This is a genomic window from Acinetobacter sp. Ac8 (genome assembly GCF_055392545.1).
The window spans coordinates 3,126,010-3,151,252 of the sequence record NZ_AP043689.1 but is presented as its reverse complement, the minus strand read 5'-3'; the positions used below and the strand labels follow the sequence as shown (position 1 = coordinate 3,151,252).

Annotated in this window: 21 protein-coding genes and 1 riboswitch; of the genes, 13 read left to right on the top strand and 8 right to left on the bottom strand. The window is 39.5% G+C overall.

Annotated features, from left to right (window positions below):
- Positions 1-74: 74 nt before the first annotated feature.
- Together ACZ5QH_RS15030 and ACZ5QH_RS15025 are read left to right on the top strand one after the other, a co-directional pair.
- Positions 75-1,043, top strand: a complete 969-nt coding sequence (locus ACZ5QH_RS15030) for a helix-turn-helix domain-containing protein (protein WP_303577181.1) — start codon at positions 75-77, stop codon at positions 1,041-1,043.
- A gap of 15 nt (positions 1,044-1,058) precedes the next feature.
- The gene (locus ACZ5QH_RS15025; protein ID WP_303577182.1) at positions 1,059-1,895 is read left to right on the top strand and encodes a class I SAM-dependent methyltransferase; all 837 of its coding nucleotides are present in this window, start codon (positions 1,059-1,061) and stop codon (positions 1,893-1,895) included.
- 506 nt (positions 1,896-2,401) lie between these two features.
- On the opposite strand, the gene ACZ5QH_RS15020 is transcribed toward ACZ5QH_RS15025, so the two are convergent.
- Positions 2,402-3,220: a sulfite exporter TauE/SafE family protein gene (locus tag ACZ5QH_RS15020; protein ID WP_303577183.1), complete on the bottom strand. Its 819-nt coding sequence runs from the start codon at positions 3,218-3,220 to the stop codon at positions 2,402-2,404.
- Positions 3,221-3,316: 96 nt separating this feature from the next.
- On the opposite strand from ACZ5QH_RS15020, the gene ACZ5QH_RS15015 reads away from it, so the two are divergent.
- The 3 genes from ACZ5QH_RS15015 (at position 3,317) to ACZ5QH_RS15005 (ending at position 8,609) form a co-directional block, all read left to right on the top strand.
- Complete coding sequence (locus tag ACZ5QH_RS15015) at positions 3,317-4,096, top strand: AraC family transcriptional regulator (RefSeq protein ID WP_303577184.1); 780 nt, start codon at positions 3,317-3,319, stop codon at positions 4,094-4,096.
- A 212-nt stretch (positions 4,097-4,308) separates the two neighbouring features.
- Complete coding sequence (locus tag ACZ5QH_RS15010) at positions 4,309-6,411, top strand: TonB-dependent siderophore receptor (protein ID WP_303577185.1); 2,103 nt, start codon at positions 4,309-4,311, stop codon at positions 6,409-6,411.
- Positions 6,412-7,220: 809 nt separating this feature from the next.
- Positions 7,221-8,609 carry a methylenetetrahydrofolate reductase C-terminal domain-containing protein gene (locus ACZ5QH_RS15005; protein ID WP_303577186.1) on the top strand — a complete coding sequence of 463 codons (1,389 nt, stop codon included), beginning with the start codon at positions 7,221-7,223 and terminating at the stop codon, positions 8,607-8,609.
- A 22-nt stretch (positions 8,610-8,631) separates the two neighbouring features.
- Here the strand turns inward: ACZ5QH_RS15005 and ACZ5QH_RS15000 are convergent, their stop codons facing one another.
- On the bottom strand, positions 8,632-9,294 hold the full coding sequence (locus ACZ5QH_RS15000; RefSeq protein WP_303577187.1) for an epoxyqueuosine reductase QueH: 663 nt from the start codon (positions 9,292-9,294) through the stop codon (positions 8,632-8,634).
- Positions 9,295-9,614: 320 nt separating this feature from the next.
- Here ACZ5QH_RS15000 and ACZ5QH_RS14995 point away from each other — a divergent pair, with 320 nt between their 5' ends.
- The 8 genes from ACZ5QH_RS14995 (at position 9,615) to ACZ5QH_RS14960 (ending at position 19,919) form a co-directional block, all read left to right on the top strand.
- The gene (locus tag ACZ5QH_RS14995; RefSeq protein WP_004724679.1) at positions 9,615-10,529 is read left to right on the top strand and encodes a LysR family transcriptional regulator; all 915 of its coding nucleotides are present in this window, start codon (positions 9,615-9,617) and stop codon (positions 10,527-10,529) included.
- A 477-nt stretch (positions 10,530-11,006) separates the two neighbouring features.
- Positions 11,007-11,108, top strand: a riboswitch (guanidine-I (ykkC/yxkD leader).
- Between the two features lie 30 nt (positions 11,109-11,138).
- Complete coding sequence (locus ACZ5QH_RS14990) at positions 11,139-11,894, top strand: urea amidolyase associated protein UAAP1 (RefSeq protein ID WP_464016714.1); 756 nt, start codon at positions 11,139-11,141, stop codon at positions 11,892-11,894.
- An 11-nt stretch (positions 11,895-11,905) separates the two neighbouring features.
- Positions 11,906-12,574: an urea amidolyase associated protein UAAP2 gene (locus tag ACZ5QH_RS14985; protein WP_303577189.1), complete on the top strand. Its 669-nt coding sequence runs from the start codon at positions 11,906-11,908 to the stop codon at positions 12,572-12,574.
- Between the two features lie 2 nt (positions 12,575-12,576).
- Positions 12,577-16,182 (top strand): urea carboxylase, encoded by a 3,606-nt coding sequence (gene uca / locus ACZ5QH_RS14980; RefSeq protein WP_303577190.1) that lies wholly within the window; start codon positions 12,577-12,579, stop codon positions 16,180-16,182.
- A 329-nt stretch (positions 16,183-16,511) separates the two neighbouring features.
- Complete coding sequence (locus ACZ5QH_RS14975) at positions 16,512-16,637, top strand: hypothetical protein (protein WP_264673503.1); 126 nt, start codon at positions 16,512-16,514, stop codon at positions 16,635-16,637.
- Positions 16,638-16,641: 4 nt separating this feature from the next.
- On the top strand, positions 16,642-17,076 hold the full coding sequence (locus ACZ5QH_RS14970; protein WP_004822751.1) for a CopG family ribbon-helix-helix protein: 435 nt from the start codon (positions 16,642-16,644) through the stop codon (positions 17,074-17,076).
- Between the two features lie 12 nt (positions 17,077-17,088).
- Complete coding sequence (atzF, locus tag ACZ5QH_RS14965) at positions 17,089-18,900, top strand: allophanate hydrolase (protein ID WP_303577191.1); 1,812 nt, start codon at positions 17,089-17,091, stop codon at positions 18,898-18,900.
- Positions 18,897-19,919: an ABC transporter substrate-binding protein gene (locus tag ACZ5QH_RS14960; RefSeq protein WP_303577192.1), complete on the top strand. Its 1,023-nt coding sequence runs from the start codon at positions 18,897-18,899 to the stop codon at positions 19,917-19,919. The genes atzF and ACZ5QH_RS14960 overlap by 4 nt, the downstream gene beginning before the upstream one ends.
- Before the next feature lie 257 nt (positions 19,920-20,176).
- On the opposite strand, the gene ACZ5QH_RS14955 is transcribed toward ACZ5QH_RS14960, so the two are convergent.
- The 6 genes from ACZ5QH_RS14955 to ACZ5QH_RS14930 all read right to left on the bottom strand — a co-directional run bounded on the left by ACZ5QH_RS14955 (position 20,177) and on the right by ACZ5QH_RS14930 (position 24,995).
- Positions 20,177-20,506, bottom strand: coding sequence for a DMT family transporter (locus tag ACZ5QH_RS14955; protein ID WP_004724663.1), 330 nt, complete (start codon positions 20,504-20,506; stop codon positions 20,177-20,179).
- 16 nt (positions 20,507-20,522) lie between these two features.
- Positions 20,523-21,410: a hypothetical protein gene (locus ACZ5QH_RS14950; RefSeq protein ID WP_303577193.1), complete on the bottom strand. Its 888-nt coding sequence runs from the start codon at positions 21,408-21,410 to the stop codon at positions 20,523-20,525.
- A complete protein-coding gene (locus tag ACZ5QH_RS14945; protein ID WP_303577194.1) occupies positions 21,407-22,411 on the bottom strand; it encodes an isopenicillin N synthase family dioxygenase in 1,005 nt (334 codons plus the stop codon). The genes ACZ5QH_RS14950 and ACZ5QH_RS14945 overlap by 4 nt, the downstream gene beginning before the upstream one ends.
- Positions 22,412-22,488: 77 nt before the next feature.
- A complete protein-coding gene (locus tag ACZ5QH_RS14940) occupies positions 22,489-23,370 on the bottom strand; it encodes an ABC transporter ATP-binding protein (RefSeq protein WP_004822741.1) in 882 nt (293 codons plus the stop codon).
- A complete protein-coding gene (locus ACZ5QH_RS14935) occupies positions 23,370-24,314 on the bottom strand; it encodes an ABC transporter permease (RefSeq protein WP_303577195.1) in 945 nt (314 codons plus the stop codon). The genes ACZ5QH_RS14940 and ACZ5QH_RS14935 overlap by 1 nt, the downstream gene beginning before the upstream one ends.
- A 447-nt stretch (positions 24,315-24,761) precedes the next feature.
- Entirely contained in the window at positions 24,762-24,995 is a 234-nt protein-coding gene (locus ACZ5QH_RS14930; protein ID WP_004724652.1) for a hypothetical protein, read from the bottom strand.
- Positions 24,996-25,243 lie beyond the last annotated feature (248 nt).

Here is a 25,243-nt window from a genome sequence, read left to right as displayed (position 1 = left end):
TTATTATTTATTATATGCGGATTATAGAAAATACTATGCGAAGTGATGTTTTCAGCTAGATGGAGTATTGAGTGATGACACAATTACATCATCGTGTGCGGGTTGATGTCGCGCGTTCGGTTCAAGAGATCTCTTCACGGCAACACCGTATTGGCTTGCCTGAAGATTTTGGTCATTGCTATGCAGACACTTTGCAGATTGAAACTGGCTTGCTACTTAACCAATTACACTATTGTCCTCAATATGCATTAGAAGAAGAAACCCAAGCAGCACACCCAAACCCCGTGATGGTATTGACTGTTGGATTACAAGGGTGCTCAAAATATCAGAGTAAGAATGCAGAGCAACTCAGTTTTAAAGCGGACCATATCAGTATCAACACGTTTCCATCCATTGAAGGAATACGCCACTATCAAAAACAACAGACGGTTTCTCAGCTTCGCTTGATTATGAGCTCGGAATTTTTGAGTAAATATCTAAGCTCAAAACAGCTCAATGCATTATTTCTCCCAAACCATATCAACCCAATCGCTTTTCAGCCTGTTTCAAGGACCAGTAAAGTCCATGCTTGCGCATTGGCACATTCACTGGTACAGCACAACAATCAACCACAACATAGCTTACAACAACATATTCATGCACTGAGTTTGTTATCAGAACAGTTGCCGTTCATTGCGCCTGATGAATCAGCAGTCTCATCTGCAAACTTGAATATGCAGGATGTGCAAAATTTGGAAAAAGCCAAAGCTTTAATGATCAATCAATTAGATCAAGCATTGACGATGCAGTATATCGCCAGTGTGATCGGTATGAATGTATATAAATTCAAAGCCTGTTTTATCAAGCTGTATGGGGTCAATCCGACTGAATATTTATTGCAATTGAGGATGCAACAAGCCCATAGCCTCCTTGAGTCAGGTTTGCACGTGGCTCAAGTGGCGTGGCAGGTGGGCTATCAATATCCCAATAATTTTACAGTTGCGTTTACTCGTTTTTATGGCAAATCACCCAAAGCATTATTTGCAAAAAATAAATCTAAATGACATGAGGAATGCGTAATGAAAAAAATATCGCTTAACTTGCAAGATGAGATTGCAGACACGCTACTGATTACCTTATATGCCAAATCCGTTGAAACGCAGAAAAAAAATCCCTTAATCAATGATCAAACAGCCTGTGAGTTGGTGGAAAAAATTGATTATGATTTTTCAAAATATAAAAACAAGAAGGCCACGTCGGTTGGTGTTGCATTGCGTTCAACGCATTTTGATCAGAAGGTTAAAGACTTCATTCAACTTCATCATTATCTTAATCATCAGCCGATTATTGTATTTGTAGGCTGTGGTTTAGATAGCCGTATACAACGTATCGGTAAAAGTGCTGAACATGCTGAGTTTTATCAATTGGATATTGCTGAAGTGATTGAACAACGTCAGCAACTCATTCCCGCGCATAAAAATGAACACTTTATTGCAAGTTCAATGTTATCGACCACGTGGATGGATCAATTAAAAGAAACGCATCCCATTGGTCATTTTATGTTTGTGATCGAAGGGGTATTGATGTACTTCAATCAAGCACAAAATCAACAGGTGTTAACCGCTTTAGCCGAGCGGTTTTCAGGTGCTGAAATTCATTTTGACATGCTTAATGCTTGGATGAGTACTAAGTCTGCTTTACACGACACTGTAAGTAAAACCAAAGCCACATTTAAGTTTGGTTTGGATGATGAAAAAGACATTGAAACATGGCATCCCAAACTTAAGCATGTGCGGACCTATTTGTTTAATCAATTTAAAGGTTGGCATCGAATGGGGTTGATGCTCACGACACTAATGTCAATTGTGCCAAAACTCAAAACTTCTTCACGGATAGTCATATTTAAAATTAGCTAGTGTTTTTTTAAATGTTTCTCGATTAAGCTATAGATCAAATTTAAAAGTATCAGCGTTCTATAAAAATGGATTTGTATGATTATAAAGCTTGCAATGCCACACCTTACATTTAAAGTTTAAATAGATTTGTGTAGGCAATGCCTCACTTTTCGTAGGGGATGCCAAACCTTGCGCTGCAAACAAAGCAGTGCTTTGTTTTTGCTCATTTTGAGCGAGGGCTCTTGCGCTGCAAACAAAGCAGTGCTTTATTTTTGCTCATATACCCCCGCTCAACGGCGACATCCATGTCGCCACACGATAGAACCACCATGTATGATTAAACAATACAAACAAATCCGCAGATTAATTGATATGTATTAGAGGTTGATTAACTGTTCATTTTTAGATAACGCAAACTCTGTTTATTTGAATCATTTTTCTTGGCTGTGCGTCTGTTAAATCGCCCACTCGCTCCAAAAAACTTGGGTGCAAGACATAAGCCTCAAGTCTGTAGGCCACAGTCTCCCTTATTGAAATAAAATACTGATTAAAACCAGCGTGAGTAATAGGATATAACCACGCTCATGCATTTGATTAGACAATTTTCCGGTCCATTGTATTGCCAATTTCATGCCGAAAAAGCCGCCTATAATCAACGCAATTAAAGCAGGGTAGTAAAAATAGCCAATAAAATGCGTGCCTAGATGTTGTGGTTGGATAATTTGCCCAATGATCAAGGTGATACAACCGGCTATGGCAACAGGCATACTCAAAGGATTGGCTAGGGCAACCGATGAAGACATATCCAAACCACAGCGACGGAACAGCGGAATAGTCATTACACTGCCTCCGACACCCAACGCGGATGCAATCCCGCCGATAAAGATTCCGCCTAGACCTTGTTCTGTTTTGGTGAGTAATCTTACGGATTGAGGGTTTGAGTGGGGCTGTTTAAATTGACGAAGCAGACAATCAAAAATTGTTATACACAAATAGAGTGCAAAAGCCCATTTTAACAGGTGTGATGAAATATTTAGGGCGAGTAGAGTGCCTAAAATTGCACCAGTAGCAATCCAATATGCGATTGGGAAGAGGTATTGTTTGTGTATTTTTCGCTGTTTATATTGCTGATAAGTTGCCAATCCAGAGTTGATCACCATCAACAATAATGAGGTGGCAACTGCACTTTTAAAAGCTAAATCATAGGCGGTAGAATGAATTGGATATTGCATACGAATTGTCGAATAAACCAAAGGAACAACAACAAAGCCACCGGCAAAACCAAATAATATGGTGAGTATGCCACTGACAAAGCCTGCAACCAATAAAATAAGATAAAGTTCCATACACAGAGATCTTTGAAAATAAATACCAGTTTAAGGATTTCTCGATCGATAAAATTTGTTATATTCCGCATTTAATTACTCAAATCAGACACGGATATGAAACAAATCTCGATTCATAGTGTTGAGCATTTAAAACATAAAATGATTGCGATAGAAACGCAGTACGCTGAGTATTATGTGTTAAAGATGCACAGCCATAAACGAGCACAATTACTTTATGCTGCTCAGGGTGTGATGCATGTAGAAACACCACAAGGAAACTGGATCATTCCTCCTGAAAGGGCGGTTTGGATTCCACCGCAAGTTCCGCATCAACTGACTTTGTTTAATGTTAAAACCTGTAGTTTGTATATCCTTCCTGAAGATGTCCCTAGGCAGATTGAATGTTGCGAAGTGCTGTCAATTTCACCTTTGCTTCGACAATTACTTTTAAAAGCACCAGCGTTAAATGAACCGCTTTCAAGACATGATGAGCTGATTCAAGAATTGATTTTAACTGAGCTGGCTATTTCCGAAAAAATTGAATTGCATTTACCTTTGCCGGAAAATAAAGCCATTTTAGAAATTTGCCAAAAGTTCTTAAAGCAGCCCGATATTCATTTATCACCCGAAGAAATTGCGACACAACTTTATATCAGCGAACGGCATTTTAGTCGGCTGTTTAAAAGTGAAGTTGGGATGTCTTTTTCAAAATGGCGACAACATGCGTGTGTACTATTAAGTCTGGAAAAATTGATTCAAAATCAGTCGATACAGCACATTGCTTATGATTTTGGCTTTAAAAATCCTGCTGCATTCACCACCATGTTTCATCGCGTTTTGGGTTTAAGCCCGACTCAATATATGAGTCATCTGCAAAATAAAACATCCAAATAAAATACATTATTGGTTTTGACCGATCGTTATAAAAAATAAGCCTAACTTATCAGTGGTGTGATTGATACATTCGAATCATTAGAAAAATTACGTTTTATTTAAAGGGGTATTCCTTTCATACATAGGTTACTAAAAGGAAAGCGTAAAAATATAGTGATAAATATAAATGAAAATGATTATAATTAAGCTTCAAGTTTTTAGGTCATTGTTTAATGCAGTTTAATAAATCCTCCCTCGCATTTTCAGTTTTTGCCATCATGCTATCCACCGCTCATGCTGAATCAGAATCAGAGATAACGCAAAATGCTGTAAGCAATAAATTGCCAACGATTATTGTACAAGCAGACAGTGATAAAAAAGCCTATGCAGCAAAAACAGCAAGTGCGGTATTGCGATCTAAAGCGCCTTTATTTGAAACAGCTCAGTCGATTAGTGCGATCACCAATCAGCAAATTGAACAAAAGCAAGCAAAAACAGTAGCAGAAGCTTTAGAAGGTGTGGCAGGCGTGACCTCTGGTCAATATGGGCGAAGAGGCTGGGATGACTTTATTATTCGCGGACAAATATCCAGTTCACAAACTTATATTGATGGGTTGCGTATTCAAGCATCAGATAATGTTTTAAGAGCGGAAGATATTTCAGGCTTAGAGTCTATTGAAGTGGTCAAAGGTCCCACCTCAGTTGGTTTTGGTTTGGCGCTGCCAGGCGGCTTAGTCAATTTAACCACCAAACGACCGCAAGCAGAAACCGCTTACAAAGGCACATTAAGTTATGGAAGCTATGGTTTAAAAGAAGGTACATTTGACCTAAATTATGCCCCTGATAATCGTGCAAAAGGCGCTTTTCGTATAGTAGGACGGATCTCTGATCAAGATGACCCGACTGACCATGTTTATTTTAAAAATCAATATATTGCTCCATCTTACAATTTTGATCTAGGCGATAAAGATGATTTATCCGTCATTGCCAGCTATCAACACCGTGAATACATCCGTCAACAGGGCATTCCTTATAGTAAAGGCGATTATAAAAAATACCCTTCAAGTCTATTCTTTGGTGAACCTGATCATGGTTATGACGTCGATGTTTATCGTCTTGGTGCAAATTATGCGCACTACTTTGATAATGCTTGGGTGTTTAAACAAAACTTTGCGGTTACCAAAACTGATACCCAAGGCAATCCGATATTGGCATCAGGTAATAGTCCTCTACCAGACATTAAACGTTCTGTAAATAATCAAGATAAGCAAGATACCAACTATACTTTAGACAGCAACCTGCAACGTAATTTTGATTTTGGAAAGATCAATTACGATGTGATGGTGGGTGTCGATATGATGCGAGAGCGTAGTGATTACTATCGTAGAAACGATACTATCAACTCTTTTAATGCTAACCATCCAGTCTATGGAATCACCAGTACCAAACTGGGCGCGCCAACACAGCAATTGACCTATAGCCAATTTACGGGTCTTTATCTACGCAATACAATTAAAGTAGATGATCACTGGATTATTGGATTGTCTGGTCGACACGATTGGACTCAGGTTGAAATTGACGATGTATTAAAAAATAGCAACATCAAAAACTCAGACAATGCATTTACGGGCAGTGGGTCGGTGATGTATCGTATCAATGATATGTTTGCACCATATATCAGTTATTCAACCTCATTTATGCCTGTAACAGATCCAGGTGAAAATGGTCAATTGCTGAATCCAGAAGAGGGGAAACAGGCCGAAGTCGGTGTCAAGTTACAAGCATTGGATCAGCGTTTACAGGGTTATATTGCGTATTATGATTTAACCCGTAAAAATGTGACAGAAAAAGATGCTTCAGGAAACTTTTCAATCCAAACAGGTGAGCAAGTTACCAAAGGTTTTGAAGCAGAAATCGCAGCGGCATTAACTGATCAATGGATTGCAACAGCAACCTATAGCTATATCCCAACAGCAAAAGTCACTGAAAGTGTGATTGCCAGTGATATTGGCAAACGGACCAATCATGTACCTAAAAATGCCAGCTCATTATCCACCCAGTACTATTTTAGCCCAGATAAATTAGGTTGGAATATTGGCGCAGGGATTCGTTATCAAGGTTCTCGAACAGCACAACGTAGTACAGATTTTGTCTACTTACCAAGTTATGCCTTATTTGATGTAAATGCGGGTTATGAAGCCAAGAATTGGGGCGCAGGTTTAACGATTAAAAACTTATTTGATAGAGAGTATCTGGCAGGGACCACACCAAATGCACAATTGGTCAATTGGGGAGATCCTATGATGGTTCGTCTGAATGTGAAATTTAAATATTAACAGTAGCTTAGTTTAGATGCTGTTTTCACTATTTGAATTTAATGCTAAGACATAAGCTTTATGGGTATTGGAGACAATACCCATTTTTTTCAGTATAAAAAAGTTGGAATTAAAGATACTCGGATTTATTAGAATAATGGCTAATCGAGTGAAAACCTTAAGGCATGGAATCTATAGTCAACCTTTCAAAAACTTAGGTACAAGAATAGAATTTCTATTAATTAATATTTTAAATTAAATCAATTATATGCAAGAAATAAATTATTTGATTATAAAAAGCTTGCAATGCCACACCTTACATTCAAAGTTTAAATCCCTTTGCGTAGGCGATGCCTCACTTCTCGTAGGCGATGCCAAACCTTGCGCTGCAAACAAAGCAGTGCTTTATTTTTGCTCATGTTGGGCGAGGGGTACGTCCTGTACCCCCACCCAATGGCGACATCCCTGTCGCCACACGATAGAACAATCATCTATGATTCAAAAGTACAGCAAATGAATTGATAACCAACAGTTTCTAAAAGTTCATACAAAAACATAAGCTTTATTGATGATTAATGATTTGATGGAAATCACTTGTATGAATAATGAGGTAGTTTGACCATAGAACCATACTATGTCTAATTTCTACCATCGTAATAAAAACCATTGCTCCTATAGAGAAGTGATTAAAAAGCTTAAATTAAGATGCAGTGAATGATGTCGATTATGCAGAGATCTGCTTGAAAAGCATTTTATGATTACAGCAATTCGTTTTAAAACATTCTATAATTCAGGCCTATTTATTTTGCTGTATTTATCTAAATTTTTTTATGTCTCAGCTTTCCCAATACTTTGCTCAAAACCAATTTTGCTGTTTAGTAGAATATTTGCCTTCAAAGCAAGAGATGCTGCCTGTAGCAACACAACTGGCGGGCTTTCCTGTATGTATGACTTTGTCAGATCGAGTACGTTCAGATGATGATATTGCACCATTAATTGCTGCACAATCTTATCCGCAGCAGATTGAAAAAGTATTGCACTATGCAGGTAAAGGTCGAGATATACATGATTTCAATCTGTTTTTAACGCAAGCCAAACAACAGGGACAGCAAAATTTATTGTTACTGACTGGCGATAAGCTAAAACAACATCACGATGGGCAAGGTAGTCATGCTCGAACACGCTATTTGGAATCGGTGAATGCGGTCATCGCTGCCAAACAACAGGGTGGTTTTCATATTGGCGTTGCCTTGAACCCGTTTAAATATAGTCAAGCAGAAAAACAAGCGCAGTATTTAAAACTGCATAAAAAACTACAAGCAGGCGCTGATTATATTATTACTCAATTGGGCTTTGACCTCGTTGCACTTAAACAAGCGCATGAGTTTTTAATTGAAGAAAACTATACACAAGAAATTCTTGCTTGTGTGATGCCGCTGACTTTAGCACGAGCGAAATTTATGCTGAAACATAATGTCGCGGGTATTGTGATTACGCCACATATGCTTGAAGTGTTGGCCCAAGAACATGATTCTGATCAAACTGAAAATACTTATTTACGTTGTGCTTTACAAATTTTGATTTGTCAGCATATTGGTTATGCTGGTGTGCATCTTTCTGCGTGCCATAAAGCCGATGAGCAAGCGATTTTAACGGGTTATATTGAACAGTATCGACATCTTGATCTCAAACAATGTCAACAATTATGGGATCAATTATGGCAGCTTAAAACTGGCAATGAATTACGTCCAGCTGTTGTAGAAAAGCCTAAGCTGAGTAATTTGCAACAGAAAGTGAAATATCAATTTTTAGATACCATTCACAGTACCATGTTTAATTCCAGTTTGGTCAAAGGGCTGGGTGCTTATATTTTTAGTGCGGGTTTTTGGAATAAAGCCCTTGCAGCAAAATTGCTGTTACAAGCCGAATATTTGAGTAAACATTTTATTGTCGGGTGTGAGAGTTGTGGCCAGTGTAGGCTGGCTGAAACCTTATATATTTGCCCTGAAACTTGCCCCAAAGGTCTGGCAAATGGGCCATGCGGTGGCACACATTTAGACCGTTGTGAATTTGGGGATCGAGAGTGTATACACTCTGTCAAAGCTCGATTGGCTGAAGAGGTCGATCAAATTCAGGTATTAAAAAAGCAGCTGATTCCAACTGTACCAATAGAAGTCCGTGGAACCAGCTCTTGGAAAAACTGGTATGTGAAGCAGTGATAAGGGGAGGTGTCTGGATAAATTAGTTTTCCTCATCCATCACGTTGGTATAAAACTTTTCACCTAATTTGATCCGGTCACGACCGTTTTTCATACGCCAGCGATTGGTATCTCGCAGTGAATAAACACAGCCACAGTATTCTTGTTGGTAAAATTCTTCACGTTTGCTGATTTCGATCATACGATGTGCACCGCCGCTTTTGCGCCAGTTATAATCCCAATATTCAATTTGTGGGTAATGTGCGGCAGCTCGGATTCCACAGCCGTTAATTTGTTGCATATCTTTCCAACGCGATATGCCCAATGAGCTGCTGATTAAACTAAATCCATGTTCGTGTGCGTAAAGTGCGGTTCTCTCAAAACGCATATCGAAACACATGGTACAACGGATGCCTTTTTCAGGCTCATTTTCCATACCTTTGGCACGTTCAAACCAATTGTCTGTATCGTAGTCACAGTCAATAAATGGAATATTATGCTTCTCAGCAAAGCGAATATTCTCTTCTTTGCGAATTAAATATTCTTTGATTGGATGAATATTTGGATTATAGAAAAAAATTGAAAAGTTGATGCCTGATTCAATTAAGGTTTCCATGACTTCACCTGAGCACGGCGCGCAACATGAATGCAGCAACAATTTGTCGTGGCCTTGGGGGAGTGTGAGCTTTTGGCGTTCCAGAGTCATGTTAAACAATATAAAAAATGAATAATCTTCTATTGTAAAAGTTTTATCGTCTTGTGGTGCTTGAATTCACTGAAATGTTTTCAGTCTATGCTGAAAGTTTTTAAGGATGATATTTTAAATCACCAGATTTAGTTCATTCAAAAATGGAGTGATTTAATTGTATGGATGAGTAAGAGCGTCTTCAATATTTTTACGTATTATTTAAAAATGAATAAAAATAACAAATTTTAAAATTAAGTGAAAATAATTAAACATAAATGCCATCAATCCGTTATGCTATAGCCAGATCACCTTTAACATATTAATTTGGTAATGACGGAATGTTAGAACTTCGACATCTAAAAACACTCACTGCTTTACGTGAACATGGTTCATTGGTTGCAGCAGCAGGAGATTTGTGTTTAACACCTTCTGCTTTATCACACCAGCTTCGAGAGTTAGATCAATGGTTTGGTGTCGAAGTGGTGAATCGTCGCTCACGTCCAGTGAGTTTTTCTAATGTTGGTCAACGATTACTGAAACTTGCTGATGATATTTTGCCACAAGTGCAAATTGCCCAGTCTGATATTACCCGTATTGTGCATGGGCAAACGGGACGAATCGTTTTCTCTTCCGAATGCCACAGTTGTTTTGATTGGCTTATGCCATTGCTAAACCAGTATCGTCAACAATACCCAGATGTAGATTTAGATTTTGCCTCAGGATTTGAAGCTAATCCGCATGAGTTATTACAAACTGGTGAGTTTGATCTGTTAATTACAGCAGATCCAATTGCGCTAAAAGGGGTAGAGTATTTTCCAATTTTTGAATATGAATCGCGATTGGTGCTCTCAATCACGCATCCTTTAGCACGAATGAAAGAAATTACGGTGCAAGAGTTGGCCGAAGAAACCTTGGTGACCTATCCAGTGGATAAACATCGACTGGATATCATGTCGAGATTATTTATTCCTGCCAATATTCAGCCAAAACATATTCGCACCACAGACTTAACTCAAATGTTGATTCAACTTGTGGCAAGTGGTCATGGTATCGCAGCACTGCCTGATTGGGTGGTCAATGAATATGAGCAAAAGGGCTGGGTGGTTTCTCGCCGTTTAGATTGTGTCGCGCCTGAAGGTTTACGTCGAACCTTATATGCAGGTTATCGTGTAGAAGAAAAAGAAAAAGATTATTTTGATGGCTTTCTCAAGCAATTGGATAAATTCTCGAAAAAAAGAGCAACGTATTACTAAAATGTATTATTAATGAGTCATTGTGTAGTACCTACATGCTAAGTACGATGAATCATTTTAACACGCGCTGACTCAGGCTGGTTTGTCCTAAATGAGCGCGTGTTTTTTATCGGGTGTTTTGCTATACCTGAATTATCTTCTTAAGCAGAATATGAGCAAAAACAAAGCTTGGCTTTGTTTGCAGCGCAAGGTTTGCCATGCCATAAGCCAACCAATCGACGAGCCTAAATATTTTTGCGCCGTGTTGTTTCTATGACAGGTTTCTTTTAGAAAAGGAGTTTATTAGAGATGGCTTTCAATTAGAGATCGTTTTATTTAGAACGGATTTTTGTTTGGCACATCGCCATTTTTTAGCTCATTAATAACTCATTTTTGCTTTCGATGTCCTGAAATGCACTCTTATCGCACAAAATTAGTATTACTAAAGCCTAAAAACGTAATACTCAATTGGCACATCCTTTGCATTAAATAAAATTATAAAAAGTGATCTAGGGTTCCGATACTTGTCTAAAAGAGTATGTCTGGACCGAGAGTTCGCGGTTCGAAAGAACTACACGGAGGGATAAAAGCCCGGGAGGAAGTCAATAAACTATCCGAACAGGAGTGGCTATGCATACGACAAATTATCATGATCAACAGGTCATTTGGTCTGAAAAATTACCCGGTGGACATCACTGGTCAAGTCGCATTCCCAAAGGAAGCGTACTTCAATTTAAAGCTTTATCTGCCGATGCCAATGTCTCTTTATTTTGCGTGAATGCCCATGACAGACTTGAGCGTTTTAATATGCCAGATAGTTTAAAAGGGCAACATACTGCTTTTTTAACTCAAGGTCATGTGTTGTATTCCGATTTGGGACGGGTTATGGCCTCAATTATTCATGATGATCATGGCTGGAATGACGCTTTGTGTGGTCCAAGTCGTCCAGAACAAATCCAAGCTACTTTTGGAATAAAGACATTCCAAGATGCCCGAAATCAAATGATTCAAAATGGTCTAGATGGTTTGCTGATTGAAATGAGCAAATATTCACTTGGGCAAATCGACCTTAGCGCAACAGTGAATTTATTTTCAAAAGTGACCCCAGATAATGCTGGTGCATTGTCTTATATTGGCTCAGACAATACTGGGCACATCATTGAACTGCGTTTTGAAATGGATTGTTTTGTATTCTTATCGGCTGCACCGCATGGTTTAGATCATTCAGCGCAATATGCTCCTGCTGATATAGAAATGGGTCTTTTTAGCGCATTGCCCTTAACAGAAAACGATATTTGTCGAGACTCATGTCCGCAAAATCAACGTGCATTTGACAATAACCAGCGTTATTACGCGCTGAGTTCATCTCACAACACACGCATTTAAGGACAATCATCATGAGCATTTTAACTTCAATCGAAAAGCCTATTTTAGATCAAGCCTTGTTAAATGAAGTGTGTCCTGCGGGTGAAGCATGGATGGGCGAAGTAAAAAAAGGCCAATATTTCCGTATTGTTGATTTAGAAGGCAATCAAGCTGTCGATACCTTATTTATTTCAGCAGAAAACCCAGCAGAACGTTATAGCGCAACGGATACTTTGGCTATTAATCAACATGTTTACCTTGAAAAAGGGACAACTTTATACAGTAATTTAGGCCGTCCAATTGCGGTGATTGTTGATGATAACTGCGGTCGTCATGACACCTTAGGCGGTGCCTGTTCATGTGAAAGTAATACGGTTCGCTATGCGCATGACACTTATCCAATGCACAGTTGCCGTAATAATTTTATGTATGCATTAGCCAAGCATCCTATTGCACAAAAACATCAGTTAAACGTTCGGCACATCGGCCCCAATATTAATTTCTTTATGAATGTGCCTGTCAGCTCGGATGGCCATTTAACCTTTGCTGATGGTGTTTCTGCCGCTGGAAAATATGTGGAAATTCAAGCCGAGATGGATTTGATCGTACTGATTTCAAATTGCCCACAATTAAATAACCCATGTAATGGCTATAACCCAACGAAAATTCAATTGCTGATACACAATGGTATGGGAGCATAAATATGTTTAAAAAAGTTCTTATTGCCAATCGTGGTGCAATCGCTTGTCGTGTGATTCGTACACTTAAAAAACTTGGCATCGCTTCCGTTGCTGTTTATTCAGAAGCTGATCAGGATTCTTTACATGTGACTTTAGCCGACGAGGCATTTTGTATTGGTGCTGCACCAGCACAACAAAGTTATTTAAATATTGAAAAAATTCTACAAATTGCCAAGCAAACTGGCGCTGAAGCAATCCATCCGGGTTATGGTTTTTTGTCTGAAAACGCAGAGTTTTGTGACCTATGTGAAAGTCAGGGTATTGCCTTTATTGGGCCAACTTCAAGCCAAATGCTGGATTTTGGTCTAAAACATACGGCGCGCGAACTGGCGATTAAAAGCCAAGTGCCACTGTTGCCGGGGAGTTCTTTGCTTTCTGGTGAATTAGAAGCAATCAGCGAGGCAGCACGTATTGGCTATCCTGTGATGTTAAAAAGTACTGCGGGTGGTGGTGGTATTGGTATGCGTTTGGTTTGGGATGAAGCTGAACTCAAAGACGCTTATCAAACCGTTTCGTATTTGGCCCAAGCCAACTTTAAAGATGCAGGTTTGTACTTAGAAAAATTTGTGCAGCATGCTCGACATATTGAAGTGCAAATTTTTGGTGATGGAAAAGGGCAGGTGTTGGCTTTAGGAGAACGCGACTGTTCTGTACAACGTCGTAATCAAAAAGTCATAGAGGAAACACCCGCACCGCATTTAACCGATGAGCAACGTGACTATATTCAAACTGTCGCGATTCAACTCATGCAATCTGTGAATTATCGTTCGGCAGGTACGGTTGAGTTTGTGATGGATACTGAAACCGAGCAGTTCTATTTCTTAGAGGTGAATACCCGTTTACAAGTTGAGCATGGCGTGACAGAACAAGTCTATGCTGTAGATCTGGTTGAATGGATGGTGACTTTGGCCAGTGGCGATTGGACAGCACCCACTGAAAAATTAGCGTCAAAAGGACATTCGATTCAAGTTCGTTTATATGCGGAAGATCCGATTAAACAATTTCAACCCAGCGCAGGCTTACTGACCTATGTGCAATTTGATCAGAATGCACGGGTCGAAACATGGGTTGAAACCGGTTCAAATGTATCTTCATTTTATGATCCTATGCTTGCCAAAATCATTGTGACGGCGTCAGATCGAGATGCAGCGATTCAAGCCATGCAATCTAGTCTGGCAGATACACAGATTGCAGGAATTGAAACCAATCTGGAATACCTACAAAATATTATTGCGGGTGAGGTGTTTAATTCAGGGACACAAACTACACGCTTCTTAAATAGCTTTCTATGGAAAACCCAAAAAATTGAAGTTTTACAATCGGGCATTCAAACCTCAATTCAGGATATTACTGGTCGTTTAGGGTATTGGGATGTGGGTGTACCACCATCCGGTGCAATTGATCCTTTAAGTTTAAATGTTGCCAACCAACTTTTAGGCAATCCTTATAATACTTCTGGATTGGAATGTACTTTACAAGGGCCAAGTTTAAAGTTTCATTGTGATAGTCAAATTGTGATTACTGGCGGTGACATGCCATCTAAACTGGATGGCGTACTGGTCCCAATGTGGCAAACCGTAAATGTTAAAAAAGGTCAGGTGTTAAAGTGTGGAACAATGAGCACTGGATGCCGAAGCTATATTGGGATCAAAGGTGGTTTCCATGTTCCCGAATATTTAGGATCAAAAGCAACCTTTACTCTGGGGCAGTTTGGTGGGCATGCAGGGCGTAATTTATTAATTGGGGATATGCTTGCGATTACTGAATATTCATCTGATCAAAGCAAAAGTTTAGCCGTAGATCAAATCCCTAAATTTGCGCGTCATTGGGAAATTGCGGTGATGTATGGTCCGCATGGCGCACCAGATTTCTTTACCAAAAACGATATTGATAGATTCTTTAGTAACCAGTTTGAGATTCATTATAATTCCAGTCGTACTGGTATTCGTTTAATTGGCCCAAAACCAGAATGGGCACGTGAAGATGGCGGTGAAGCAGGTTTACATCCATCAAATATCCATGACAATGCTTATGCAATTGGTGCGATTGATTTTACAGGTGACATGCCGATCATCTTAGGGCCTGATGGTCCAAGCTTAGGTGGTTTTGTTTGTCCAGCAGTGGTGATTCATTCTGAACTTTGGAAAATTGGTCAGCTTAAAGCAGGCGATAAAGTTAAATTTATTCCTGTCAGTTATGCGCAAGCAAAAGCCTTGGATCAAACATATCATCAAAGTGTTATTTCTTCTGACACAGATGAGGTGAATTTTAATCCTATTTTCCACGCGGAAAATGACACATTAGAAAATGCTGTTTTAGCTACACGCGTAGCACAAGCAGATTTACCGAGTGTGACTTACCGACCCGCGGGGAATAGCTATTTATTAGTTGAATATGGTGATCTGGTTTTAGACTTAAATCTACGATTCCGTATTCATGCTTTGATGCAATGGGTAAAAGACCAAAATATCCACGGAATTATTGATCTGACTCCGGGGATTCGTTCATTACAAATTCATTTTGATTCAATTCAAATTGATCAACTTGAGCTCTTGGAAAAACTTCAACACGCGGAAGCGGAACTGCCTGATATACACAATATGCAAGTGCCTTCACGGACTGTGTATTTACCACTGGCATGGGAAGATTCACAAACCCAATTGGCGACTGAGCGCTATACACAAATCGTCCGTCCTGATGCACCGTGGTGCCCTGATAATATCGAGTTTATTCGTCGTATCAATGGCCTAGCATCAAAGCAAGCGGTAAAAGATGTGGTCTATAGTGCCAATTATCTGGTCATGGGATTGGGTGATGTCTATTTAGGCGCACCCGTTGCCACACCACTTGATCCGCGTCAGCGTTTGGTCACAACAAAATATAACCCTGCACGGACTTGGACACCAGAAAATGCTGTTGGTATCGGTGGGGCATATATGTGTGTTTATGGTATGGAAGGTCCCGGGGGCTATCAATTTGTGGGACGTACCACACAAATGTGGAGTCGCTATCGTAAAAATGCCAATTTTGAAACTGGCAAGCCGTGGTTATTACGCTTCTTTGATCAGGTTAAATTTTATGAGGTTTCAGAAGCAGAATTGCTACAGATGCGCGAAGATTTTAAAGCAGGGCGTTTGCAATTACGTATTGAAGACGGTGTGCTTAATCTGAAAGAATACAATGATTTCCTTGCTGCAAATCAGGACAGTATTCAGGCTTTTAAACAGACCCAACAAGCCAACTTTGAAGCAGAGCGCCGTCGTTGGCATGCCGCAGGTTTACAAGAATATGTATCTGAAAGTTTAGATACTGTAGAGGATGGTGAAGCGGTCAGTATTCCCGAAGGTGGTTGTGCAGTTGAATCACATATGCCAGGTTCAATTTGGAAAATCGAATGTGCTTCTGGAGATATTGTTGAAGAAGGTGCAACCCTTGCGGTGATTGAAGCGATGAAAATTGAAATTCCGATTGTTGCACCTGAACGGATGAAGGTAGAAGCCATCACCATTGAAAAAGGCCAGACGGTTAAGACTGGACAGGTGTTGTTTACCTTGGCACCTATAGCCTGATAAAAATCAATAAAGGAGCATCAGTGATGATGCTCCTTTTCTGTTTTAAACATAGATTTTTTTTTCTATTTGCTTTACAGCAATAATCTTATCAAGTGTCATAAGTTATAAAGACTTAGCCGATTAAAATTAAAATAGCAAAGGCTTTACTGTTAAACCTATATAACGCTTCGCGCTATGCTTGTGCATTTAATTTGTTTTTGCCCAAAAATCATCCATAAATACACGCTAAAACCAGCAAAAACTTGGTTAAAAACTGGCACATTTTCTGCATTGCTATATCAGTAATACAAAAACCTAATTTGGTAATACTGAGATGGAGTTGTGCTATGAATCAGGTCAAAACAACAGTTAAAAAAACACATCCGCTTAAAGCATTTTTTGTTGATTTATTCAGTGTACGTGCAGGCCTGTATATCAAACAAAATACTTCAGTCAACAAGGTAAAAGGATAATTTTGTGGCTAAACAAAAGTTGGCTCGAATCAGCATTACTGTACCTGAAGCAACGCTAAATGCACTCGATCAGAAAATTGTTGATCAGCACTACGAAAGTCGCTCTCAAGCGATTGTGGACATGATCAATAAACACCTGATTGCGGAACAGGCGCAAGCAAATGAAGTCATGGTCGGCACTTTGACCATCCTTTATGATGCAGGACAAATGCCACTTCGAAATCAACTGATTGATTTACAACAACAGTTTTTAACACAAGTGATCAGTTCACTGCATATTCAACTTGATCAACAAAAAATCTTACAAGTCATGCTGATGCAAGGGGCAAGTTCTGAGCTTCGGCATATAAGCCAACAATTTACAGCACTCAAGGGTGTGATCAAAGGGCATCTGGAGCTGATGGATGCTGTGATGCCACCAATTCTGCAAAATGATTAAATCGGGAGTAGAGTGATGCAAGACTTATGGACGATCCAAGACTGGCAAAAGGCATATACCAGTCAGCAAATCAAGATTGAGGGTTTAATCGATTATGTTAAAACCATTCACAATGACGATCATGCTTGGATTGAAATCGCATCTGCCACGCAAATTCAGGCACAAATCGAAGCGTTAAACCAGCAAGATATAGCTGATTTACCTTTATACGGTGTGCCATTTGCTGTTAAAGACAATATCGATGTCGCAGGGTTCCATACCACCGCTGCGTGTAAAGACGTTGAATATCTAGCAACCACAGATGCAGTGGTGATTGCCAAGTTAAAAAAAGCCGGTGCTGTGGTGATTGGAAAAACCAACCTTGACCAGTTTGCAACGGGATTGGTCGGGGTACGTTCACCTTATGGTGCGGTCAAAAATAGTTTTAATCCAGAATATATCAGCGGTGGTTCAAGCTCTGGTTCATCGGTTGCGGTTGCAAATGGTACTGTGCCTTTTAGCTTAGGGACCGATACAGCAGGTTCGGGTCGTGTGCCAGCAGGGCATAACAATATTGTTGGTCTTAAACCGACCAAAGGCTGGTTTTCAACCACAGGCTTAATGCCTGCTTGTAGAACAATTGATGTAATTTCTATCTTTGCTTTGAGCAGTGACGATGCTTGGACGATTGCCAGTGTTATGCAAGGCTATGATGAAACAGATGAATATTCACGCACTCACCCCGCCAATGTTCCGACTCAGTTTTCTAAAGGGAAAATTGCCATACCCGCACAGCTTGAGTTTTATGGTGATAGCGAAACTGAAAAAGCTTTCGCAATCGCTGTAGAAAGAATTCGATCACTCGGCTATAAAGTTGAAAGCATTGATTTTACGAATTTTAATGCACTTGCCAAAGCACTCTATAACGAGGCTTGGGTTGCTGAACGAACAGTAGCGGTCGAAAAAGTGGTAACACGCGAACAAGCACATCCTGTTATCGCTGAAATCATTGCCCAAGCAGATAGCTTTAGCGCCACCGATGCACTTCAAGCTGAATATAAACGCGCTGTATTGGCTCGAAAAATTAATTTGGCTTTACAAGGCTATGACGCATTGATGGTACCGACCTCACCCACGATTTATTCTATTGCTGATGTTGAAGCTGACCCCATCATAAAGAACTCACACATGGGGGCTTATACCAACTTTGTTAATTTTGCCGATTTAGCTGCAATAGCATTGCCCAATACAATTCGCGCAGATGGTTTACCCAGTGGAGTGACTTTTATCGCGCCTGCTTGGCACGATCAAGCTTTGGCAAATTTTGCCCAAAAATGGCAAGCACTGACAGCGCTTACATTGGGGAAATCTCAGCAGCATTATCAAAAAACGCTTGAGATTACTTCGAAAAATTCAGTCAAGTTAGCGGTAGTGGGCGCACATTTAACAGCGATGCCACTTAATTTTCAGCTCACTACACGTCAAGGGACTTTATTAAACAAAACCTATACCGCTAAAAATTACAAATTATTTGCTTTAAAAAATACCAGTCCAGCAAAACCCGGTCTGCAATCTGATGCAACAGGAACGTCTATTGAAGTTGAGGTTTGGGATATTCCATTGGCAAATTTTGGGGCAATCGTTGCAGAGGTTCCAGCGCCGTTAGGAATCGGTAATGTACAACTTGAAGATGGTAGTTGGGTTAAAGGTTTTATCTGCGAGGGCTATGCAATCAATGACGCTATAGATATCAGTCATTTTGGGGGGTGGCGTGCATATATACAGTCGCTAAATCAAACCAATACACAATTTACAGGCGAAAAAACAGGGGGCGTTTCTGTATGATCCATAAATCTTTATTATCAGTATCACTATTGTCTGCGATGTTGTTCGCTGGTTGTGACAAAACAGCAAAAATTCCAGAAGCGAAAGAAGCTACTCAAGCTTCAGCAAATGCGAAAGCAATCACCATCGGTTATAGTGATTGGCCCGGTTTTGTGGCATGGCAGGTTGCGATTGAAAAAGGCTGGTTAAAAGAAGCTGGTCTCAATGTTGAGTTTAAATGGTTTGATTATTCAGCATCACTCTCAGCCTTTTCAGCCAATCAATTAGATGCGGTATTTGTCACCAATGGCGATAACTTGGTGACGGCGTCAGGTGGTACCCAAGGCATGATGATTATGGCGACGGACTATTCTGCGGGCAATGATGTGATTATTGCCAAAGATGGGATCAATAGTATTCAGGATTTAAAAGGTAAATCTGTTGGTGTTGAAAAAGGTCTGGTCGATCACTTGCTCCTTGCAACAGCAATGTCAGATCAAAAAATCCCAATCAATGAAATCAAATTGGTCAATTCTGCGACCAATCAATTACCGCAAGTCCTATCCAGCCCCGATGTTTCAGCGATTGCAGTATGGCAACCTGTTGCCAGTCAAGCATTGAAAGCTGTAGCTGGATCAAAAATTATTTATACCTCGAAGGATAAACCCGGTTTAATTTATGACACCCTGACCGTTAATATGAGTCATTTAACTGCACATAAAGATGAATGGAAAAAGATCCTTCAAGTGTGGGACAAGACGGTGAAATACATCAATGATCCTGCGACACATGCAGATGCTGTAAAAATTATGGCAATTCGTTCTGGGGTCGATCCAAAACAATACGAAACGATGGTGAATGGTACCCATTTACTTGATTTGGAAGCCAATCAAAAAGTCTTTAGTAAAGGCAATGGCTTTGATTCGATCTATGGCTCGTCGTATCACGTCAATAAATTTAACGTGGAAAATGGGATTTATAAAACCGAACAAAATGTCGATGGTCTGATTTATCCAGCATTGTTACAAGAGCTGAAATAATATTTTTTAAAAGAGTCGAATAATTTGAAAAATAGCCTAAGCATGTCTTGGGCTATTTTTTTAGCTGCAAAAGTTTTATTTAGAGCATAGAGATTAATCGCAAACTTTGAACAGATTTGAATGCTAGAGCCGCATTAGAAACTAAACAAATTTTAAAATTTTCACTTCAGTAGATTTGATAAAAAATCAGCAAGTTAAGTTTAAATTGAATAACAATGGCGTCACTTAAATCACATGAAAAGAGGATTATCTATTGATTATATTTCTGTGCTTTTTGAAAAAAGATGAATAATTAAAATTCCAATAATCATAAATACCAAACCGATGATTGCAGCTAAATCTAAGTGTTGTTTGTAGTAAAAGAAGCCGACTAAAGACACTAAAATAATACCTGCACCCGACCAAAGCGCATAAGTAATACCAACAGGAATCGTTTTCATGGTCAGTGATAAAAAATAAATGGCAACCGCATATCCGATCACGGTGATGATCGATGCAGACAACTGACTAAAACCATCAGATGCTTTCATGGCAGAAGTCGCGATGACTTCTGCCACAATAGCAATGATTAAATATAAAAAAGACATTGCTTGGAAATATTCCTTATAAGGCTATTTTTGCATGATAGAAAAGGTGATTCTCTTCATGATCAAACCAACTTTGGCTAGCAGTTGAAGTGCCCGTAAGTGTTGTAAAGCAAAAATCTGCCTGAAATACATCGAGTGTGAAATATAAACGGCAATGTTCACCATTGATAATTCGCTGTTGAACCAGTGTGTTGTGATCAAGCTGTTGGAAATTTTCAAGATCAATCTTGCTTCCAACTTTGTCGGTGACAGTACTAAGATCAATGATCTGTTGATCAAAACTGATCGAAACCTCATAGTCTTGGATAGCTTCTAGACTGATCTGTTGCTTTGAAATAGCGTCTGTTAACGTCTCAGCAGATTTAAAAGCCTGTTGTATATCGGGATGTCGAGACTTGGCAAAGGCAATAAAATGATCACAAAGGATCAAGCCGCCATCCGTAGGATAACTGGTATTTAACTCAGTATTTTCAATTTTAAATAAACGTAAGCCAAGATAAATGCCACGAGTCGCTTGTTGACGCCAATCCTCAACATAAGCATGGCTCGGTGAAAACTCGAGTATGGCATTGCCAATCGAATACAATTTGGCAGGTTCGGGCCATTGCACATGATTTTGATAATTACTGCTGAGATGCCATGAAAGCAATTGATTTTGAGCATCCCAAAGGGTATCGCCAACCCAACCTTGTCGTTCTAAAACGGGGGTTGATTGAGGGTCTTTTAAGCGTAAATCAATGGTAAATGTCTTGGATTGAAACCAATAGACAAGGGTATTTTCATCGGTTAAACCATTGGCAAAGGTAATGCTCTTACGGCGGAAAGCACCCAATAAGTATTGGGGCAATAAGCAGGTTGAGTCATCCGTTGGTTTAAGTTGTGTAGAGAGGTCTAATAAGTTCATTTCGACTCCTCATTTTGGCTTAAACCAAATGAATAAAGCGGGCGGGCATTTTCAAGTTGAATTTCGCCCCGTGCCACTTTTTCTTTGAGATACTGAAAGGTTTGTGCGGTTTGATTAAAAAGATGTTCACCACCTTTTAAAGGCGCATATTGTGCAGGCTGATCTTTGATTAAAGGCTGAATTACATAGTCATAATCACAAGAGAAGAAAAACGGGAATGAATAGCGTTCTTCAGCCACTTTTTTTACACGATGTTTGGTTGCTAAATATCGGCCATTGGATAAAATTTCCATCATATCGCCAATATTCATGACCAATGTATTTTCAAGTAGGGGGATATCAACCCATTGCCCCGTTTTATCAAGTACTTGTAATCCGGGCGCTGTGGGTAAGAGCAAAGTAAAACATTCATAATCGGTATGCGCACCGATACCTTCTTTATCCTGAATTTCAGGATGGTAAGGATAATGAATCAGGCGAAGTTGGCTGGGAGCTTTGGAAATATGTGCATCAAAATAATGCTCATCTAGACCGAGTGCCAATGCAAAACTTTGGAAAATTTCATGCCCAACCGCTTTGATATGCTGATAATAGGCAGAGACTTGCTGCTTAAATATCGGGTCATCAGGCCACTGTGTTGGGCCAACCAAGGGGCGACGATCTGCTTGGCTCTGGTGATCATAATTGACATCATAGGCCTCTTTGAGATCATAACTTGTTTCAACAAAGCGTTCTTCACCGATCGGCACATAACCACTATGATTTTCTGATAAGCCAATATAATGCTGCATCTTAATGGCAGTATCTTGGGCAAAGTATTGCTGGGCAGTGTGATAAAGCTTTTGAAATAACTCAGGTTTAAATTGTTCTCCTGTTAAATATAAGAAACCAACATCTTTACATGCCTGATCTAAAGCGTGTGCGACCGTGAGTCGATCTTGAAGCTCAGGGCTGGAGAGTAAAGAAATGTCCACAAGCGGTAAAACATATGTGTTTGACATGAATATCACCAAGGTTGGCCGTCCAACAAAGAATTTAGCGATTTGGGTCGTCCCAAATGCTCTAAAAATCCGTCTGCTTATTGACCTGTACTGACTTGGGTCATACGCGGTATTTTGGGTAAGTCTTGTAGTGATGGATCAAGCTCATCTTCCTGAGCATGGACCAACTGATCCACTCGCGCTCTTAAATGTTGAAAAGCGGGCGTTGTCATAAGATCTAATGAACGCGGGCGTGGTAAATCTACTTCAATAATTTCTTTAATTTCACCAGGATTGGCTTTTAACGCGACAATACGGTCAGCCAATAAGATAGCTTCATCCATATCATGCGTAACAAAAATAATCGTGATATCAATGTTTTGCCATAAATCCATTAAGTGCTTTTGCATCTTCTGGCGGGTATGCGGGTCAAGCGCACCAAAAGGTTCATCCATCAATAAGATTTTAGGTTCATTAACCAAAGCTCGTGCAATAGCAACGCGCTGTTTCATTCCACCTGAAAGTTGATGTGGATATTGGTTTTCGTATTTGTCTAAGCCAATAATATTGATCCATTCCCGTGCATGGGCTTCCGCAGTCATTTGGCTGGCACCTTTCATTCGTGGGCCGAACATGACGTTTTCTTTAACCGTTTTCCAAGGAAATAGGGTATAGCCCTGAAATACCATGCCACGTTCAGGGCTTGGGCCTGTAATAGCTTCGCCATCGACCAAGATCTCACCACTATGGTATGGATCTAAACCTGCAATCACTCGGCTTAAGGTTGATTTTCCACAACCTGATGGGCCGATCACACAAATAAATTCACGCTTATGGATTTTAAGATCCAGTTGATTTAAAACGGTTCGTTCAGTTTTACCATGTTTAAATACTTGACTGAGTTGTTTGGCCTCTAAGATGACAGGGCGTGCATAAATTTTTTGAAAATATTCAGCGGAATTAAAAGTTGAGTCATTCATTATTTTGCCCCTGCTTTCCATGCGAACATACGCTCGCCCAATTTCATTAATAACACATCACACACCAGTCCAATCACCCCGATAATCAAGATCGCAGCATAGACATTGTCAAAGTTTTGATAACGTGCTTGTTGGGTAATAAACCATGTAATACCTGAGGTCGTACCAATCAATTCAGAGACAATCAAATAGGTCCACGCCCAACCCAACAAGACACGTAAATCACGGTAAATATCTGGAAAAGCCGCAGGAATCACCACATTGAATAGGCTTTTAAGCTTATTGGTTCCAAGGGTATAGCCCGCTTCGATTAAGCCTTTATCGACCATACGGGTTGTATTGGCAATAATTAGGATTTGTTGAAATAGCGTTCCAATTACAATAATCGCAATCTTAGGTGCATCATTGATTCCAAGAATGGCAACAGCAAGCGCACCGAATGCAGGTGCAGGTAAATAACGGAAAAATTCAACAAAAGGTTCTGTAAGTAGCGATATTTTTTGTGAGAAACCACAGAGGATCCCCAGCGGAATACCAAAAATTGAAGAGATTAAAAAAGCGGAAAAAACGATTTTAATACTGTGCCATAAGCTTTGATGAAACCATGGTGTATCTGGTTGTTCTGGCGGTGTGGTAAATGCAGTGACCAAGGCTTTAGCCACTTCATGTGGTGCAGGTAAGTAAATGGGATTAACTAAAATACCTTGTGGTGGTGCAGAATGGTGATCGACCGCATTTTGTGCCTCACTATAGAACACACTTTTTTCAACACGGCTGCCAACTTGAAAATACGAGACACTACCAGAATTTGTAATTTGCACTTGAGGGTGCCAAATAAAAGGTAAATAACTGACCGCACACCAGAGCAAAATAGGGATCAGAAAAGAACACAAGCTCAGTAATAGCTTGTTCTTTTGACCAATTTCCTTTGCGACATAACCCATATTTACCGCCCTCATTTTAGCTTGAGTATTACGATTATTGAAAAACGTAATATTTATTAAGCAAAATAAGTGCCATGAATAAACAGGAGGGATTGGATTGATCTGCGTATTTCAGCAGCTCGTGAATACGAGGTGATCAATGATCTTTATGACTGGTAAAGAACTCAGTAGAGGCTCAATAAAAGGACAAGATGATCAAGAAATGGATAAAGTAGGAATAACGAAAAAGAAATAATCAAACAAGAGATCATGGATGGTAAGCAGTTGATTCACAAGTTCAGTGCTTAAGACAAACATCTAAATGCAATCGATAGCGTGATCAATTGAAAATTAAATCGTCGTTGTATCGAGGGGAATACAACGACATTTTAATCACGAAATACATATCAAATCATAAACTTCAGTTGAACATTTAAGCAGATCGAATTTTATTAGATTGGTATCCGCTTAAAGTGGAAGAGGTTCTAAACCTTTAACAATATCACTAAATTCAGAACCATTGAGCCAAAATGATTTCTTTAAAAATAATGTGGTCATGATACTTTCAGCGATATCGCTATTGGTATTTTCACAAAATAAACCATACTGGCTGCCTAACACATTATTGTCTTCAATCAAACGAATATAGTAAGCATGTTGTTCGTCTGCATAACCAAGAATTGCATCACGTTGAGTCGCCATTTTTATGTCTCCACATAGAAAATCAATCAATTAAGTGCTTAAGTGGGATCAGAGAACTTATTCAAAAATATCAATAAATTAACAAGATGTCTGTATTCTAAATTATTGATTTATGATAAGTATATTGATTATCTTTGTCGTCCTTGTTCAAATAGATGTATCAAAACTGATCGATAGAGTTATTGTTATTCAAAAAAAACTTGCCGTCAACTTGAATTTGTAACTTTTTCAAGCTATATTGATTTTAC